This is a genomic window from Chitinophaga sp., from assembly GCF_039596135.1.
Taxonomy (GTDB): Bacteria; Bacteroidota; Bacteroidia; order Chitinophagales; family Chitinophagaceae; genus Chitinophaga.
The window spans coordinates 13592-31433 of sequence record NZ_JBCNKH010000023.1; the positions used below are offsets into that span (position 1 = coordinate 13592).

The 17842-nt window shown below is 46.6% G+C and carries 13 protein-coding genes; 5 read left to right on the forward strand and 8 right to left on the reverse strand.

The features are described 5' to 3' along the window. Window position 1 precedes the first annotated feature (1 nt). Window positions 2-1489 (forward strand): hypothetical protein, encoded by a 1488-nt coding sequence (locus tag ABDW16_RS15140; protein WP_343670799.1) that lies wholly within the window; start codon window positions 2-4, stop codon window positions 1487-1489. A gap of 357 nt (window positions 1490-1846) precedes the next feature. Here ABDW16_RS15140 and ABDW16_RS15145 read toward each other — a convergent pair whose 3' ends face one another. Together ABDW16_RS15145 and ABDW16_RS15150 are read right to left on the reverse strand one after the other, a co-directional pair. After that, the gene (locus tag ABDW16_RS15145) at window positions 1847-2134 is read right to left on the reverse strand and encodes a hypothetical protein (protein WP_343670800.1); all 288 of its coding nucleotides are present in this window, start codon (window positions 2132-2134) and stop codon (window positions 1847-1849) included. Between the two features lie 81 nt (window positions 2135-2215). Further along, entirely contained in the window at window positions 2216-3109 is an 894-nt protein-coding gene (locus ABDW16_RS15150; protein WP_343670801.1) for a helix-turn-helix transcriptional regulator, read from the reverse strand. A gap of 122 nt (window positions 3110-3231) precedes the next feature. On the opposite strand from ABDW16_RS15150, the gene ABDW16_RS15155 reads away from it, so the two are divergent. The 4 genes from ABDW16_RS15155 to ABDW16_RS15170 are packed head-to-tail and all read left to right on the forward strand — an operon-like array spanning window position 3232 to window position 6113. Beyond that, a complete protein-coding gene (locus ABDW16_RS15155) occupies window positions 3232-4272 on the forward strand; it encodes an NAD(P)/FAD-dependent oxidoreductase (RefSeq protein ID WP_343670802.1) in 1041 nt (346 codons plus the stop codon). An 11-nt stretch (window positions 4273-4283) separates the two neighbouring features. After that, complete coding sequence (locus ABDW16_RS15160) at window positions 4284-4895, forward strand: thioredoxin family protein (RefSeq protein WP_343670804.1); 612 nt, start codon at window positions 4284-4286, stop codon at window positions 4893-4895. After that, a complete protein-coding gene (locus tag ABDW16_RS15165) occupies window positions 4867-5064 on the forward strand; it encodes a hypothetical protein (RefSeq protein ID WP_343670805.1) in 198 nt (65 codons plus the stop codon). The genes ABDW16_RS15160 and ABDW16_RS15165 overlap by 29 nt, the downstream gene beginning before the upstream one ends. Before the next feature lie 11 nt (window positions 5065-5075). After that, window positions 5076-6113 (forward strand): NAD(P)-dependent alcohol dehydrogenase, encoded by a 1038-nt coding sequence (locus tag ABDW16_RS15170; protein ID WP_343670807.1) that lies wholly within the window; start codon window positions 5076-5078, stop codon window positions 6111-6113. A 34-nt stretch (window positions 6114-6147) separates the two neighbouring features. Here ABDW16_RS15170 and ABDW16_RS15175 read toward each other — a convergent pair whose 3' ends face one another. From ABDW16_RS15175 to ABDW16_RS15200, 6 genes are all read right to left on the reverse strand, one after another. After that, the gene (locus tag ABDW16_RS15175; RefSeq protein ID WP_343670808.1) at window positions 6148-7125 is read right to left on the reverse strand and encodes a nucleoside hydrolase; all 978 of its coding nucleotides are present in this window, start codon (window positions 7123-7125) and stop codon (window positions 6148-6150) included. Between the two features lie 116 nt (window positions 7126-7241). After that, window positions 7242-10721, reverse strand: coding sequence for a carbohydrate-binding protein (locus ABDW16_RS15180; protein ID WP_343670810.1), 3480 nt, complete (start codon window positions 10719-10721; stop codon window positions 7242-7244). Between the two features lie 86 nt (window positions 10722-10807). Then, complete coding sequence (locus ABDW16_RS15185; RefSeq protein WP_343670811.1) at window positions 10808-12265, reverse strand: RagB/SusD family nutrient uptake outer membrane protein; 1458 nt, start codon at window positions 12263-12265, stop codon at window positions 10808-10810. Window positions 12266-12276: 11 nt separating this feature from the next. Further along, window positions 12277-15549: a TonB-dependent receptor gene (locus ABDW16_RS15190; protein ID WP_343670812.1), complete on the reverse strand. Its 3273-nt coding sequence runs from the start codon at window positions 15547-15549 to the stop codon at window positions 12277-12279. 256 nt (window positions 15550-15805) lie between these two features. Beyond that, window positions 15806-17128, reverse strand: coding sequence for a FecR domain-containing protein (locus tag ABDW16_RS15195; RefSeq protein WP_343670813.1), 1323 nt, complete (start codon window positions 17126-17128; stop codon window positions 15806-15808). Between the two features lie 125 nt (window positions 17129-17253). Beyond that, the gene (locus tag ABDW16_RS15200) at window positions 17254-17838 is read right to left on the reverse strand and encodes a sigma-70 family RNA polymerase sigma factor (RefSeq protein ID WP_343670814.1); all 585 of its coding nucleotides are present in this window, start codon (window positions 17836-17838) and stop codon (window positions 17254-17256) included. Window positions 17839-17842: the final 4 nt, after the last annotated feature.

Consider the following 17842-nt stretch of genomic DNA (forward strand, 5'->3'; position numbering starts at 1 on the left):
CATGTATAAGAAAACCCTATTTGTTGCCATCGCCATCGCGGGTATCATTTACATTTTGTCACATGCGATTCCTGGGAGAGCCGTTTCCGGCGCCTCCCAGGCGCCTGTGCCCAGCTGTAACTGTGCCGGTACTAATATCAATTTTGACGGTAATGTGCCTGGCGATATGCCATTTGGCATTGGCAGTCAGCAAGACGCCAATTGCTTTGGATGGTGGGAATTTATTACGCTGAACTGGCCTTCATCCGGAAATGATTTTGGAAAACCCCTCGACATGCGACCTGTGCAATGGCAGACTTTCATATCCCGCTCTGAATTATTTCCTGCTGAAGGGGCTGTACCCCGCCCCTGGAATCAGCATAATCTATTTATGAGTACTACCATGCTGCGTACTGCTTCCCGGCTGGATAGACGATTGCTTAGTACTACTGAATATATGGAAGCTACCAGCAAATTTGAAGAGAATGTATCCGATGGGTTTGATTCCCTCGAATCGGAACAGGCAGGATTGGAAAAAAATCCTAAATGGCTGGGCGCGCAAAATGGTACCAACTTATGGTATGATATCCGCCTCAATCACGATATCTATAATTTTGTAGTCAACAACAAATACTATGATGCACATGCCCAGTTAGATTCAGTAAAAGCGGGTAAGCCCATTGTCTTCCCATCCGGGCAGCCCACTGGAAATGTGACGGGTGCGATAGAGATGAAAGCCGCATGGATGGAGGTGAAAGATACTACCAATGTGAAATGGCGAAGGTATAAATTAGCCAGGGTGGCAGTGGTGGATCCCGGTTCTCAAAACCCGCGCTATACATGGGTTGCCCTGGTAGGTCTGCACATACTCCACAAAACCCAATCCCAGTCTACCTGGGTGTTCGCTACCTTTGAACATGTAGATAATGCCCCTGACAATGCAACTGATACCGGGCATTACAACTTCTTCAATCCACATTGCCGGGATACTTCATTTACTGTTCCAAAAGAAGCTTTGCCTTTTGATACTTCCCGCAATCCTGTCACGCTTTCCTGTATTCCTAATATGAATCCACCTTATAAGCTGGGGTATGGTGTACCACCGTTACCGATCCAGGTGGTGAGATCAAATCCTATTGAAAACAGGGCTAAAGCAACGAATAGTTTCATGCAGAATGCGATCAGGGAACGGTTCCCTTCTTCTGTATGGCAATATTATCAACTGGTGAATGTAATGTGGTCTTCTAATGCGCCGGGGCTCCCTGACACGCCACAGGTCGTACCTGTAAATATTCCATCTTCTCAGCCCTCAGAAGCATATCGGGTAGCGAATGTAACATTGGAGACCTATCAGCAGGGTACCCGTTGTACAGATTGCCACAAGAATGCGAAGATTGCACAGATTAAAGGGTTTGAAAATAAATATGCGGCTGATTTTAGCTTTGCCCTGGGTACGGCGAAATATAAGGGGTTCAATGCTTTGCGGAGGAAGTTGAGAATGGGAAAATGAAATTGTTTAATCACAACTATCCTCCCTTCCTAAGCACCTCCTGCACCCTTTCTCTATAATATCTTCCAATAGGTATCTGATGCTCGCTAATCTCAATGGCAACCAATATGCCTATGACACCAATGCTTCTGCTACCGTCAAAAAAATAGTGACCATAAAAAACGAGGGTGAAAAAGTGAATGTAAATTTAAAAAAGACGCGATAGGACTTTTTATGAAATTGCCTATAGTTGCAGATAATACAGGTAATATTATTATCAATCCCGTTTCATTTTCCTATACAATTCAATAACTAGCAATCTGTCACAAAATAAAGGAAAGGCCAATCAATTGAACGGCCTTCCTTTTTTTATTTTAACTACGCCACCGTGTAAACCCTCACCTCAGGATTACTCTTTAAATAAGGCTTCAATGCAACTACCACATCCTGGTTAAACAATTCACTTTTCAAATACCCCTGCGCATTTTCTGCTGCATCAAATTCATGCAATACCTGTACATCCTCTTCCCGGATTAATAATTCCTTTGCCTTCGCACCCTGAATAGTATCCAGAAAGGGAGCTTTGTATTGCTGATAAACCCCTGCTGCAGCTGGCCTGTCTGCCGCGTCAATCCGCATAGTGATTTGCAAATATGCTTTACTCATTTCATTAAGTTTTTATTTATTGCAAAATTCACTATAGGGTCACAGATTGAAAATGTACAACTGCGAAAAGGAATGGTAATATCAGGCAATGGCCTTCCGGAAGTCTGAAGGCGACATCTTCGTATGCTTCTTAAAGTACTTCACGAAATACGAAGGATCGTCAAAACCCATCCGGTATCCTATCTGGTTTATGTTCAGGCTTGAATGCGTAAGCAATCGCTGTGCCTCCAAAATGATCCGCTCCTGGATCATTTGCGAAGGCGTTTTATTGATCAGCTGACTTGTCAGGTCAGACAAGGTTCTTGCAGAAATATGAAGCAGCCGTGCATATTCATTGACAGCTAATCCTTTTTTGTAGTGTTGTTCAACTAAATTAAAAAACCTTACAAGCTGCATACGTTTATCATCTGCTGCAAATGAAGCAAATTGCTGACCGCCCGAAAGTTGTTTGGTACGCTGCACCAATATCAGGAATGATTTAAGATAGGCCCTGATTATCTCATCTCTTCCAAACTCATTGTTCTCTTCCAGCTCCGCCTTTATTTGCTGAATAATGGTATTTAACTTTTGAACGGTGGCGGCGTCTATCTTACAACCCGGCTGCTGGTAAGGGCTGCTGAATAAATTACATTTTAAAAAGAAGTCTGTCTCGTCAGACTGTGCAAGGAAAGTTTCATTGAAGTGAAGTAATACACCCTCGTAGCCAGGATGATGATCAAAGCAATGCACCTGGTTCCTGGCGATGCAAAATATCATCTGGTCCGTTACATCATGCTTCACAAAGTCTACATAATGACTACCCACGCCCGAATAAAACCAGATGATCTGATAATAGCTGTGAATGTGCGGTCGGGTAGTATTCTCACTGTTCTTGCCAAGATAAGTATTTAGATCATATATCCTGAACTGATCCTGTCCAGGCTGGTGCTTGTTGAGATGATACTCCTCGATGTTGCTTTGCTTTTCTTTTGACATATGAATACTTACTGATTCAAATTTACTCAAAGATTGCCTTATCAGTTCCAATCTCTCAATTTTACCATCTTTTTGCTCATATGTGCAGTATTTGTTTTTAACATGGAATTTACCTTCGTACCATGTCTGAACACATTATGATTGTAGGAGGTGGATTAAGTGGCCTGTCACTGGCTTACTTCCTGGCTAAGAGAAACAGATCGTTTACCATATTGGAAGCTTCAAACCGGCTGGGTGGTAGAATTCATACGATTGAAGGGGTAAATGGTACCCCTATTGAAATGGGCGCTACGTGGTTTTCCGATTTACACCCCGCATTGCGGGCACTGATCGAAGATTTGGGATTATATACGTTTCCACAGTATTCCGGGGGTATCTCATTATTTCAAACCAAGTCGTTCGAACCACCGCAACAATTCTTTGTACCTGCTGGTGAACAACCCTCCTGCAGAATTGCCGGGGGAACTCAGGCACTCATTGATGCACTGAGCAGGGGAATAAAGGATATTATTACAGATACCATTGTTACCGGCATTACTGCTATGGGCGACAAGGTGGATATCACCACTGCCACAGGCTCCGTGTATCAGGCTGATAAAGTCGTTTTTTGTATGCCTCCCCAGCTGGTTGGAGACCGGATCCGGTTTTCACCGCAATTACCTGCTGCCCTGGTGGCACTGTTGCCCACCGTACATACCTGGATGGCAGCCGCCATTAAGTTTGCGCTGGAATATAAAGAGCCTTTCTGGCGGGAAGCAGGATTTTCTGGTATGCTTTATAGTCATACAGGCATCATAGTAGAGATGTATGATCATTCAAACTTTGAGGACAACAAATTTGCTTTAAAAGGTTTCCTGAATGGTGGTGCTGCTCATTATGATCATAAAGTAAGAAAAGAGCTCGTATTAAACCAACTGGCCGGACTGCTGGGCAAGCAGGCGCTGGCTCCCCTACTCTATTCCGATAAGGTCTGGAATGACGAATTCCTGATATCTGCAACCCAGGTAGCCAATCGCCCTCATCAAAATAACGGGCATAAACTCCTTCAGTCCGGATACCTGGAAGGCAAAGTTTTTTTCGCAGGAAGTGAAACGGCCCCTTATTGCCCGGGATATATGGAAGGAGCTGTGGTGGCAGCCAAACAGCTGGCAGATAAACTTTAAAACTGAATATTATGACGTTCGAAGAATACTATGCCTATTTTGAAAGTATCATTCATAAAGATCCATTGTTGCAGGAGGCCCCCTACGATAGTCCTGAATATCGCGACTATACAAAACTGAACTGGTCCCGCATGAACCGCTGGCTTAAAAAAGGGACCTTATCCGATGAATTGTTGCAGGTAGCACAACGGATCAATGAACCACAGCACTTGATAGTGATTACTGAGCCCTGGTGTGGGGATGCGGCTCATAGCATACCATTTATTAAAATGGTCAGCGATGCCAATCCTTTGATCCAGGTTTCCTATGAGTTGCGGGATAGTGAGCCATTCAGAATTGAGAACTACCTGACCCGGGGGAGTAAATCCATTCCAAAGTTGATTTATAACAATGCAGCAGGAGCAGATGTGTTTGTATGGGGACCACGGCCGCAGGAATGCCAGGTGATGTATGATAGGTTAAAAGCAGAGAAGGTAGCATTTGAAGTACTTAAAAAAGAACTACAGCTTTGGTACAATGACAATAAAGGAGTGGATGTGCAGCAGGAACTGGTCACTTTATTGAAAGCGGGTTTGAATGATAAACATAAAAGATATGATCAGACTTTTCAAAAAAACAGCTAAAGCCACCATTTTAAAACTAATCATCGGGGGATACTTTACAGTTTCAGGATTGATTGATAAACAATGGCAAATTGCCGTGTTAGGAGCCCTGATGATCATTTTTAGCCTGACTGTTAAAATTCCCTGCAGCACGGGAACATGTACTGTTAGAAAAGATAAAAATCAATAAAAACCAAACCAATGACTGCGAAAGGATATGCCGCGCACAATACAACCGATCCATTAACACCGTACTCATTCGAAAGAAATGAACCCGGCCCCCATGAGGTATTAATTGACATTCTTTACTGTGGCATCTGTCACGCCGATGTACATCAATCCCGGAATGAATACGGTCATACACAATACCCATTTGTACCCGGACATGAAATTGTAGGCCGTGTTCGTACTACAGGACAGGAAGTGACCAAATACAAACAGGGAGACCTGGTAGGTGTAGGGTACTTTATTCTCTCCTGCGGACATTGCCCCAACTGTGCCAGTCACGAAGAACAATTTTGCGATAACGGCATCACGCCTACTCAGAATGGGAAACTACCGGGTGGCCATACAACCAAAGGCGGATATTCAAACTGCATAGTAGTAAATGAAAATTACATATTGCGCATTTCCGAAAAACTGCCACCCGCAGCTGTAGCTCCACTTCTTTGTGCTGGTATCACTACCTATTCTGCATTAAAGCATAACCAGGTCAGCGCCGGGCACAATGTAGCGGTACTTGGCCTGGGTGGGTTGGGACATATGGCGGTAAAATTTGCCAAATCCTTTGGTGCGACGGTAAGTGTACTAAGCAGCTCTCCTTCAAAAACAACCAGTGCACTGGCGTTAGGAGCACATCGGCTTGTTGACACCGGAGATGCAGCACAACTTAAAACCGCCACCGGCAGCTTTGATTTTATTATCGACACCGTATCTGCCAGACACGATTACAATCAATACCTAAATCTCCTTAAGAAAGATGGTACCCTGATCCTGCTGGGTGTGCCGCCAGAAGTGCCTCCCATTCATCCGGCTATGCTGGCTTTTCGCAGGCGGAAAATAACCGGGTCGTTTATAGGAGGGATTGAAGAGACACAGGAAATGTTGGATTACTGCGCGAAACACAACATTACTGCAGAGGTAGAAGTCATTCAACCGTCCTATATCAATACTGCTTTTGAAAGAATGCTGGATGGCGATGTAAAGTACCGGTTCGTGATCGATATGTCAGAATTATAAATTTAAAATACAAAATATGAAACCAACAGTTGAGTCAAAGTACCATCAGCGAATCAAACTTTACCCCAATACTCTTCGGATCAATCCCCTCTGCAAACTCACTGATCAAATAATGTCTCTCATCCCTCGGCGCCAATCGCCACAAATTCGTACCATCTTCGAATATGTGATTATATCCACGCCCTTCTAATTTGAAATAAGGCAAATACCCCCTTACTGCCACATACACGGCTATGAGGTCCGCACTGTGGTGCCAGTTCCTGTTCCAGCCTTTTAGAAACAGTTTGTACGCATGGGCCATGGGGGTATCCTTATATTTTTCCTGAAAAAAAATCCGACCTGTTTGTACACTATCTGCAAAAGGGCCACCACCGGTGAAATATATGCGGGTGGGCCATTCCGCCACTACATGCCGGGTAGACCGGGGATCCGGTTTGAAATTCCCCCATGGATTTGGATCCACATCTGCCGGGTACCTGCCCCCCATACAAACAATGTGTTTTACTTTCTTTTTTACCAGGTCGATGCCTTTTAATTCACTCAACTGATCCGGCCCTGACCTCAGCAGGTTAGAAAGATTCGTCAAGTCACCAACTGTCACAATTACTACACTCGTATCCCCCTGTGCCGCCAGTATTTTCCGGTACAACATCGTAGCATCAGGCACATCCTCATCCAGTTTGGTATTATGCTTAAATGCCTCGCACAGACTTCGTGCATACCTGGATTTATGATATACTCCAAATCGCTGAACTGCACCGATAGGAATATCCGGTCTGCCGTAAAAGGTATTAATAACATCTACCGCTCCCGGAGACCAGGGATTAAGGCTGGATACCATAACAGCCAATATTTGCGCCTCTCCGCGATTGGCAAAATTATGGAGCATGGCCAACGCGCCCACATCATCCACATCAGAATCCATATCAGTATCAAAAATAATTTTCACCTTTTGCGCAATGGCAAGATGACACACCAATATCGTTAGCCCGATAAATATTGTTCGTTTCATTTTAATAGTCGTAGAATACCAACAAGAAGAAGGTGTATCATACAAACGATACACCTCCTTTTTTAAACAACTCCCTGATTAAAACAGGTCGTTTCCCTATTCAACCTCCCGCTGCTTTAAATCTTAACAATCTGGAAAGTCTTCGTCTTCTTATCCCCTTCCAGCACCAACACATACGTCCCCGCTACCAATCCACTAATATCCCTGCTAATCTGCCTTTCCCCTTTCTGAATATTCCACTGCCGCAACACATTGCCTCGAATATCAAGCAGTATCAGCCGTTTGTACGATTGCCCACGCAAATCTACCGTCAGCTGTCCATTCGTTGGATTAGGATAAAGAACCGGTTCCTGGGCATCTGTTGCCGCAGGAGGCACCACTTTACTGTTCGCTATCCTCGCAGCCGATTCATTCACCGCACAATTATCAATACTGAACCAGTTAAATTTCGGACTGCCAGTCAATATATGCACGCCCGTATAATTGAGCGCCGGCAGCCTGATCGTATCTGTAATCGTCTGCCATACACCACCGGTAGACGGTATATAGATTGTATCAAACTTATAAGTACTATGCCCTATCCATATCTTAGACGCCGCTGTAGACAATACCCTGAAACTGATATTATACCTGCCAGCCACCGGCACCACCAGGTTACTATACGCAAACCAATCACCTGCCTTCAGACTGGTAAAATCCTGCCCTCCACCCTCATCTGTACAGGTTTCCAATACCGGCCCCGGAGCACGGTTAGAAGCACTCTCCGCTTCATACTTATTACTAACTGTACAGGTATAATCCACAATTACTACTGCTGTATCCGATACACCATTCCCCGTAGCGATGACTGCAAATGTTCCCGGTGTAGCTCCCGCCGTAAACACGCCATTTGTATCAATACTGTTACCTGCTCCCGTCACACTCCAGGTTGCCTTAAATGTATAAGGGTTATTGCGCTGGTCATACCCCTTCGCCACATACTGCTGGGAGGCATGCAACGGCACTGCTAACGAATCTGGTGTGATCACAATAGATGTCAGCGCAGGCGGCGTCACTACATGCACAATAGCTGTATCCCGTTTGTTCCCGGCCTTCGCTATCACGAAGTAATCACCCGCAGTACTGGTACTAAACAATCCACTGGTGCTGATACTACCACCACCTGACACGGACCATACCGGCGTTACAGGCAGCACACTGCTGTCCTGCGCATAAGCGGTTGCTGCAAACTGTGCCACCTGCCCTAAAGTAATGGTGGTGCTATCTGGTTTTATTGCTATATACCCAAGATGAACAGAATCAGCAGGTATAATGCTCAACCAGTTAAAATTCCAGCCATCTTTATTGGCAGCAATGCGGATTGTTTGCTGACCTTCTTCCAGCCGTATAGGCGCAGAGGTGACCGTGATCCATTTTTGCCAGCCACCACTTGCCGGCAGATTCACCGTTTGCAATACTGTCGTATCCAGTTGTACCCGCAGACTGGAAGCTGCATTGACCGCTACCCGGAACTGGACCCTGTAAGAATCGCACCTGGGCACATCAATATCGTACTCGTACCAGGTGCTGGATCCGATGTAACTTAAATCCAGTCCGCCCCCGATGTCTGAGCAAGGCTCTGTGCGATTGGAATTACTGTTATCAAAATTCTCGGCTTCTATTTTAGCCGGAATAGGTTTATAGTTAGCCACCCGCCGGGTTACAAATGCCTTCCCGGTTTTGGTGGTGCTGTCTACTGTAGCAGTCACTGTCACCTCTCCTGAATTGTTCAGGGTTGCAAACCCATTGGTTGTAATCGTATTACCCGTACCGCTGATGCTCCACACTGGTGTAATGGCCATGGGGTGCCCGTTTTGATCCAGGGCGCTTGCTGTATACTGTTGTTGCTTACCGGGCAGGAATGATAGGTCTGCCGGCGATACCGTAATACTATCTAATACCGGTGTACCAAGCCCTTTCTGGTATACACGCGCATAATCTACAAGCATACTATCCGGCCAGTCGGCATCTACAATTGTACCGCCCATTCCGCCCCCGATAGCGACGTTTAGAATAAGAAAGAATTTCTGATCAAATGGCCAGTCTTTCCAATCTGTATGTGGGTTGGCGAAAGACAGGATATGTGTGGTGTCGTAGGTAAAACGGAGCGTATCCGGTGTCCATTCCATTGCATATACATGGTATACGGTATCAACATCCATCAGTTTTATATTGTTACTGATACCACCGCCATTTGTCCAGTTATGGTTCTGCGTATGAATGGTAGACAACACCGTTCCGAAGTTATTGCCCACATGCTCCATAATATCCAGCTCCCCGCTTTTAGGCCATCCGCCATAAGCGCTGGTAGTAGGCATGAGCCAGATGGCAGGCCAGGAGCCATGTGCACGTGGTAGTCTGGCCCTTACTTCCACCTTACCATACAGGAAATCAAATTTGCCCTGTGTGATGAGCCGGGCAGAAGACCAGGGCTCTGTAGTATTCCCCGTAGGATAATCTTTTTTTCCTGTAATTACCAAATGACCGTCCCGCACCACGGCATTATCATGTGTAGTATCGGTATATACCTGCTGCTCTCCGTTTATCCATCCTTTTGGTTGCGGGTCTACCTTCCATTTGGTAACGTCCGGTTTACCATCGGTGTTGAATTCATCTGCGAATATAAGTGTCCAGTTGGGATTACCTTCAAACACTACTTTCCCTTTTCCCGTATAACTGGCAACGTTAGCCGTGGTCAGCTCTGCGCCTGCTATAGTGAGTTTCAGGGTAGTCCTTGAATAGTTGGCAGCAGAATTGCCGCTTAGTGTGATACTTGCCGTTGTATCACTCAACCGCTGCACACTACTGATAGTAACACCTGGTGGCAGGTTAAGGGCGGACCAGTTGGCAGGTGTCAGCACAGGCACCAGCGTCCCTCCTTTCACAGTGGCCGTCAGCACGGCCCCATCTTCATACCCCATCCGGATGGTGGTATCTTTCAATACGATGGCGGTTGGGTTCGGGCCCTGTACCAGGTCGAAATACAGGATACCATTGGCTTTCTTACCGTCAATGTATTGAATGGCGATAGTGTTGAAATCCGTTCTGGTCTTCACACTCTGGAAGTCGTACGTAGCTTCTTCCCAATGGTTCACGCGCGAAGGCTTAAAGGTAAAATAGACTGCTTTGCTGTAATTAGTGCCGGGTTGCAGTTTGAACATAATTTCGTCCAGCGTGCTGCTGTACACCAGCATTTTGAAGGTAGTGTTGGTAGAGAGATCAAACGAATCCTGTAGCTGGCAGGATGCGCTCATGTACTCAAAGCTGGTAGTGTCTTTTGTAAATTTGGCTACCAGCGGGCTGGTATTTAAACCAGAGGGATTCGGGTTTGGCACGCCAAATTCCACTTTGCCGGTGGTCGTATTACCGGCGTAATAGGTCCATTTGCCGGAGCAGAGACCATTTCCCTCCATATCGTCCAGCAGCAGGTATTGCGCATGCATTGTGCTGCATAGCAAACAGAGAGGGAGTAATAATATCAATTGGCGCAATAGCCGGGTTGTACGTCGCGGAAAAGTCTTTCCGCGAGCACCAGATTTTGGGTGACTCGTTTTCATAACGGTTTATTTTAGGGTGGAAAAGGTGGAATAGCTGGTACAACTAATAGCTGTACCAGCAGGGTCTTCTTAAATCAGTTTATAGCTTACAGATTGGGATTTACTACCGCATCAGCACCAGGTATAGGCATCCAATAGTTCGCTTTGGTAATAGCACCATCCGGCTGCAGGTCGCCCGCAGCCTTGTTCGCATTGGCAGCTTCTACCTGTTCCAGCCTTACCAGGTCAAACCAGCGATTCCATTCACCGGCAAATTCCCATGCCCGCTCATTTACAACAGCAGTAGCAAAGTCGGCGCCTGACAAACCAGCTGGTAAGTCAGTTAACCCCGCCCGCTGCCGCACCGCATTCACTGCCGTATAAGCTTCGCTGCCAGCCGTACCCGTAGCACGTGCCTGGGCTTCTGCATATATCAGCAATACATGCGCATACCGCATCATGATGACCGGGTTGTTCGACATGTACACATCTTTTTTACCAGACTGGATTGTGAACTTTTTATAATAAGGATGATGGGTACTGGTTTCCTCCCACGAAATAGTAGTACCATTACTCAGTGTAAACTGCGTACTAAATGTGGCGTCTTTCCTTGTACCGGCAGGGAAATTATTGAAGAAGTTCAGCTCCGGGAAAAAGTCGCTCCACCCGCCTTCATCTTCCGGCATGGTAGACAATCCGTAAAAAGAATTGTAAGTGATCCAGCTGCCCCGGGTAAACAGTGTGAATACATCTTCCACAGTACCACCTGCAAAGATTTTCAGGAAACCACCTGTATAAAGATCAAACCCATAGGTGCTCTTATTGTCTATCACTTCTTTGGCTTTGGCAGCTGCCAGTGCGTATTTTGACTGGTCCTTCAGTGGCCACCCTGCTTCAGTGAGATATACATCGGCCAACAGGGCCTTTACAGATCCTTTATTAGGCCGGCCTGAAGAACGCCTTGCATTCGGCACCCACTCCTCTGCACGGGCAAGGTCCGCCTCTATCACTGCATATACTTCCGCCGGCGTACTTTTCTTCAGGTTCAGATATTCCGAATTGTATTTTTCAGATGGAATGATCGGTACTTCGCCCCAAAGCCTTGTGAGCCAATAATAAGAAAGCGCACGCAAATAGCTGGCTTCACCCACTATAGCATGAATAGTATCCTGGTTCCCCCCCAGTACTTTGTTATAGTTATTGATAATGTTGGTAGTAGACTGTATTGTTTTGTAACACCCCAGCCAGATAGGATTCATCCTGCTGTTCAGTGATGATACTTTAAAAAGATCAAACTCCCTGAACTCTTCCTTATTGGAACCCGGATGTGTGGTAAGGTCGTCGGCCCCCATCGTCATGGCAATCTGCGAAACGGTGGTAAAGCCGCTGGTCCAGGGTACCATCAGACTTCCGTAGGCGCCTGTCAATACCGACTCAAGGCCAGCCTGACTGGTCAATGCGTCATCACCGGCCACCAACCCCTTAGGGCTTTCTGTCAGTTCCTTATTGCACCCGGCTGCCAGCGTCAAACACAGTAGTAAGTATATTGTATATCGTGTAGTCATAACTGTAATTTTTAGAAACTCAGCGTTGCCCCGCCTGTGATGGTTTTTACATTAGGGTAAGTTCCATAATCAATACCCTGACGGATATCGCCGGATGATGAATTGCTTTCCGGGTCAATGCCGGAATAGTTCGTCCATGTCAGGAGATTGGTAGCACTTACAAATAGTTTGATGCCAACAGTATTCTTCAGCTTAGACTTAGTGATATCATATGCCAGGCTGATATTTTTCAAACGTAGAAAATCGCCCTTTTCCAGGAAACGGGTGCTTTGTGTAAAGTTCTTGTTCGTTGAACTGAATGCCGGTATATCGGAAGTTTCATTCACACCGGGAATATAGCGGTTCTTGATATCAACATACGTGGCTTCACGGGCATCAGCACCATAATACATGGCTGCTGCTTTATTGTAATTGAGCCTGTCGAACCCGAACATCCCTTGGAACAACAGGTTTAGCGTAAATGCCTTGTAGGTAATAGTATTGTTCCAGCCAATAGATGTTTTGGGGATACCTGAACCGATGATATGATAGTCGTCCGCATCTATTTTCCCATCATTGTTCAGGTCCAGGTAACGGGAATCTCCCGGCTTAGCACCATAATCACTTGCTTTTCCATCTCCCGGTTTCCATGTACCCAAATAAGTGAGTCCCCAAATGGAACCCAGCGGCTGTCCGGGCATCACAACAAATTCAGACTGGGGAGACATACCTCCGCCTATCCTACGGGTATTGGGATCAAAAATTCTTGTCTTGCCTTCTCCCAGGGAGGTTACTTTGTTCTTAATGAATGACACATTCAACCCGGTATTCCACCGAACTGCTCCACTGTTGGTTACATCCCCTTCAATAGAAAACTCCCACCCTTTGTTCTGTACTGCACCTACATTTCGCGTGATGGTGTTCCCACCCAGGTACATCGGCACAGTTTCCTGCAGCAACAAATCGCGTGTGTCTTTGACAAAATAATCTGCACTTACAGACATTCTGCCCTTTAAGAATCCAACGTCAACTCCCACATCTTTCTGCTCCGTAGTTTCCCATTTCAGATCAGGATTCCCGATATTACCAATCACGAGTCCCACCTGGCTATTGCTGTTATTGAACGATGCAGATATATTTGAATAGGATGAAATTGTGCTGTAAGCACTGATAGCCTGGTTACCTGTCAGCCCCCAGCTGCCCCGCACTTTTAAATGACTGATCGCCTTTACCTGTTGCATAAATGGCTCGTTACTTACCACCCATCCCAGCGACATGGAAGGGAAATAGCTGTACCGGTTGCTGCCACGGAATTTAGAAGAACCGTCTCTACGCACTGCTGCAGAAAAGAGATACTTGTCGCTATAGCCATAGTTCACACGACCTACCAGTGAAAACAATGCCCATTTGGAATAGCCGGAGCTGGGAGTGCCTGCTGTGCCAAGTGCCAGGTTATTCCACTGAAAATTCTCATAAGTGAGGTTGGTAGCCCCTGCAGAAGAGTAATTGTAGGTAGATTGCTGGTATTCCATTACTGCGGTAGCGTCCAGACTGTGCACATTGTTGAATACCTTGCTATAATTCAGGGTATTGGTATTCTGAAGTACAATTTCCTTGTTGGATCTTATACTGGCGCTGGAAGTATTGTTATTGGTAATTTTTCCGCCAAAGGATTTGTTTTCATATTGCAGGAAGTTAGCGCCATACTGTGTATTGAAAGTCAATCCCGGCAGGATGTTAAACTTAAACCCACCAATCAGGTTTGCCAGCATCCTGTCTGTTACCGCCAGCCTGTTTACAGTCAATGCCAATGGGTTGTAAGAAAGGGAACCCACAGGATCACTCACTACAAAACTACCGTCTGCATTGTACACCGGTGTTGTAGGCGCCCAGGTAATGGCCTGTGCCAGTGGACTGCTGGCGCCATCTGCAGGAATGTCTACATTCTGCGCCGTGCTGTAAGACCCGGTAATGTTCAAAAAGGTAGAGATCCTGTCACTTAGATTTGCATTGATATTGGACCGTAAAGTATAACGCTTATAAAATGAATTATTGATCACACCATCCTGGTTCAGATAATTGCCGGAAATAAAATAGCCACTTTTATCAGCGCCCCCGGCAAGACTGAGCATATATTCCTGTGCCGTAGCCCTTCTGAAAATCTCATCCTGCCAGTCGGTACCTCCTTTGGCACGGAAATCAGCAATTTGTGCATCTGTAAATTTTGCGGAAGTACCTACCGCTGCAGCATGCGCATTCACCGTTTCTGCAAAGTCACCAGCGTTCAGCAGGTCCATTTTCTTAATGACCGTGGATGAGGACTGTCGTGTAGTGAAATTCACCTTTACCCCGGTCTTACTACCTTTCCGGGTAGTGATCAGGATCACGCCGTTAGATCCCCGGCTACCGTAAATAGCCGTTGCCGCGGCGTCTTTCAGCACCTGTATGGAGGCAATATCATCCGGGTTGATAGCAAAAAACTCTGCACCTACAAAACCATCCACTACGTACAGTGGATCATTGCCGCCATTGACAGAGTTGGAACCGCGGATGCGTATACGGGCAGCACCACCCGGAGAACCGGCGGAATTGGTGACCTGCACACCCGTAGCGCGCCCCTGCAATACCTGGTCAAGGCGGTTTACAGGCGCATCCTGGAAGTCGGCAGTGGTGATAGAAGAAATGGCATTCGTAAGCGTTCCTTTCCTTTGCTCGCCATACCCCACCACTACCATCTCATTAATATTAGATGCGGAAGCCTGTAGCGTAACGGCTATATCCTTCCTGCCGTTCACCGGTATTTCAGTTTTGTTGTAACCAATAGAAGAAATAACCAGGATGGCTTTACTATCAGCAACGGTAATGGCAAACTCCCCTTTTTCATTGGTCACTACCCCTTTGGCGCTTCCCTTAATCTGTACGGTTACGCCGGGTAGGGATTCTCCTTTTTCGTTGGTCACCTTGCCCCTTATTTCCTGGTCTGCCGGAACAGGTATTTCATCTGTTGGCATCTTCCTTTTTACAATCACCACCTTGTCAGATAAGGTATAGGTTAAGGCCTGACCCTGAAAACAGGCATCGAGCGTCTCTTTCAGGGAAGCATTCTTCAATTGCAGGGTCACCTTGCGGCCCTGCACCATTTGTTCATCGGTATAGAGGAATGAATATCCCGTTTGCTTTCTGATCTCCTGGAAGATCCGGTCCAGTGGTGCATCGGTACTGGAAATGGTAACTGTCTGAGAATACCCGCTCGCATGTACCTGCAGTAGGGCAACGGTCATTAAGAGCACCGTCAGTTTCATCATCAGTAATGTTTTTTTCAGTAATCGTGGAAAATTTTCGTCCCACGCAGTACGAAGCCGCCTGCTTTGGGAAAAAAGCATCAATTGCATACATTTGTATGGTTATGGGTAAATAATGAATAATTGCTGCGAGCGATTGTACATACAGACCCGAACTCACCGGGAGCGGAGCCAACGCTTCCGGTTTTTTTTGTCTGTATAGGTACGGGAAGTGGAATTTTTACGGACTCATTTTTTATCAGTTTTTAGTATGAAGCTATCACGGGGATACGATGATCTGTTTTCCTTTCACTTCAAAATGTACTTCTCCGGTCATTTCCATCATTTTTAACACCTGCGATACCGGCACATTTCTAGGTATGACCCCGCGAAAATGCGCGGGAACGGCAGCAGTGTATACCACCTCCACATCGTACCAGCGCGCAATCATGCGCATGATGGAAGTGATATCATGCCCGCCCAGCTGAATAAAGCCATTTTTCCATGCTACTGCCTCTTCGATGTCTGCGTGTTGCTGTAGTGCGAGGTGATGATCCTGCTTATCCAGGTAAGCCCCCTGGCCAGGTGCCAGTTGCCGGCTGGCGCCGTTACTGCTCACTTTCACTGCCCCTTCAAGTAATGTGGTTTTTGCTACAGTTTCGTCGGCATAGGCCATAATATTGAATTGTGTGCCCAGCACGGCTACTTCCAGGCTATCGTACTGGCCGGAACGTACCATTACCTTAAATGGCATAGCTGCATTGTGAGCTACTTCAAAATAGGCTTCGCCAGCCAGCTCAACCTGCCTGAAAGCCCCATTGAAGGCTACAGGATATTTCAATGAGCTGGCGGCGTTAAGCCATACGATGGTTCCGTCTGGTAACGTGACCTGGAATTGTCCCCCCCTCGGAGTTCGCAGGGTATTATATTGTGCTATACCAGCGGTTTTCGGGTGCCCCGATTGCCGGCTATATAGCAGTTGCCCACCGGCAGGTTGTACAATATTTGTGTTGCCCTGTTTTGCCAGCGCGCCGCTGGCAGCGCTGTCCAGGGGTACTTCGGTACCGTCTGCCAATACGAGCACAGCTTTGTTGCCGCCGGAAGGTACGTCGTTCAAAACAGGAATAACAGCCACCGTGGTGGATTTGCGGGCAGTGGGTTGCATCAGCCAGTAAGTACCGAATGCTAACAACAGTACAGCGGCGGCGGCTGAAACCCAGCGCAGGTGGCGCCAGCGCCCGAGGTGGACAACGACACTTTCCGGCTGGTCAGCCACGGGATGCGCGGCTGCAATACCTGCCGTGTCAGGATTCCCAGCCGCAATACCTGCCATGTCAGGATTCCCGGCTGCAATACCCGCCCATTTCGCCATATCATGGTCAGCCATTAGAATCTTACCTGCAACAGCATCCCAATAAGCCATGTCATAGTCAGCCATAGCCTTGTCTGGCACCCCGTGCAACAGCTGCGCCTCGACCTCCCGGATAATACTACCATCGTCATCCCCCCGGATAAGCGTTAATAGTTCCTGTAGCTCCGCGTTCGTGGCAGCGCGCTGCAAAACCTGCGCAAGCAGGTACGTAAGTCGATCTTGTGTTGACAATTTGCGATTGGTTTACAGTACTTAAAGGGAAGATTTTGATCTATTTTTCAAACGTGGATGATCCCCCCCTGTATAATAAGACGCGCAAGTTTTCATTTAGGACCTATGGGCAGGAAAATTTTTTTTTACACCTTCAACAACCACAGAATAATTACAGGAAACACCATGCCCAACTGTTCCAGGTGTTTCCGGATAGCATGCAGCGACCGTACCAGGGAATTTTTGACCGTATTGGGAGACAGAGAGAGCTTTTCTGCTATTTCGGGTATCTTCAGTCCCTGTTCCCGGCTTAGCAGGTATATCCGCTTTGCCTGTGCGGGTAGCTGCTGTACAGCAATACCTACCTGCTCCCTCATAAAAGCATAGGTCAGATCCTCTTCAGGACTGAATACCGCATCAACTGCGGGCAAACTGGCCACCGCTTTACGATGCACCGCCTGTTTACGTAAATAATTGAAGCATTGATAGAGCGCTATCCGTTTCAGCCAGTAATGGGGAAGTTCTATTTCTTTCAGCTTGTCCCGGCTGAGCCACAACCTCAGAAATGTTTCCTGTATAATATCTTCAGTAGCCGATTCAATTTGGGTGATGCGCAATGCCAGCGCTCTGAAATAAGGAGCGTAAATATGAAAAAGCTGTCTGAAGGCGGTTTCATCGCCTTCGGATATTAATTGAAAGAGTTCACTATTATCGTGTAAATATGCATTCATGTGG